The sequence below is a fragment of the Okeania sp. SIO1H4 genome (assembly GCF_010672695.1).
In the GTDB taxonomy this organism is placed as follows: domain Bacteria; phylum Cyanobacteriota; class Cyanobacteriia; order Cyanobacteriales; family Microcoleaceae; genus Okeania; species Okeania hirsuta.
Map to the genome: position 1 here is coordinate 1 of NZ_JAAHGB010000185.1, position 1223 is coordinate 1223.

Annotated in this window: 1 protein-coding gene; it reads left to right on the top strand. The window is 38.3% G+C overall.

Features of this window, described 5'->3' with window-relative positions:
* Positions 1-64: 64 nt before the first annotated feature.
* The gene (locus tag F6K06_RS33585; protein WP_287280747.1) at positions 65-388 is read left to right on the top strand and encodes a hypothetical protein; all 324 of its coding nucleotides are present in this window, start codon (positions 65-67) and stop codon (positions 386-388) included.
* Positions 389-1223: the final 835 nt, after the last annotated feature.

A 1223-nucleotide genomic window follows, 5' to 3' on the forward strand; every position in this document is an offset into this window, starting at 1 on the left:
ACCTACGGGGGGATTCAACAGAGATGGTTAATAGTTGACTTTCAACTACGCATCTGTATCGGATTTGAAAAACAAGGAGAAAAAAATCCAGAAAGAACCAGTTGAAGTTGACAAAAAACTGCGCACTTTAAAATCTGAAAAATTTGCTTGTCAACCAGATGCAGAAACAGCAACAAGAAAGCTGTTAAAAAAGTTTTTAGCTCACGAAGTGAAACAAATTAATGTTCAAGAAGTACAGTCGAAATCTGAATCAGATTTTTCTGATCAACTCCAAGTTAAAGTGAGCTTAAGAGAGTCAAAAATAGAACTAGAAAAAAAACGAGGAGGTCGATTTATTTGGGCGACAAATGTCCTGGAGAGGATGGAATTAACGAAAGAAGAAATGTGATCTAAATACAAGGGGCAACAGTCTGTAGAAAGAGGTTTTAGGTTTCTGGGCATACCCCCTGTTTTTAACTGATAGTGTCTTCCTTAAATCACCCCATAGAATCGAAGCTTTGGGGTTAATTATGGGTTGATGTTTGTTGGTCTATACTTGAGGTCAACTTCAACTACGTCAAACTTTAAGCCGGACTAAATCTACTGTTAAAAATCAATTAGGTCGCCCTACTAATAGACCAACTTTACCCTGGATATTTCAATGTTTTCAGTCAATTCATTTATTGATTAATTCTGGAGTTAAGAGCATATCTAATCTCACTTATGAGCGTTTAGGTTATTGAAGTTTTTTCCTCCAAGTTGTCAAAGATATAGCAATGTGCGCTGGCATATTTACAAATTACAGGAGATGTCCAATAGCTAAAAGTCTTATATGATCAGCCTTTTATTCCCCCTGTTGCCTTCGGGAGCTGTTGCCTGTTGCCTGCGCACAGCGCTATACTATCTACTCAGTGGATAAACTTGAGATGAAAACAGGTAGAGGGCAAAAATCATCAACAATTGAATAGCAGTGTAAAATTAAGCACTTGGCAATTATTAAAATGCGATCGCTAAGGGTGATAGAAGGACTTTGGCAATTTTTGGAGATGTCTACTGATGAGTTCCGGCAACTGATGTCATTCTCAAAAGCATTCATGGAGTACAGCAGGAATAACAAGCAAGTTAAAACCCCTTGACAATCAGCTTTTTAGCCAACATCATTCCAGAAAAAATTAGGGTAGGGATTGATCATTAACCTCTTGATTTGCGTTGGCGGAGGGAGCAAGTGCCGCAGCTACATCGCC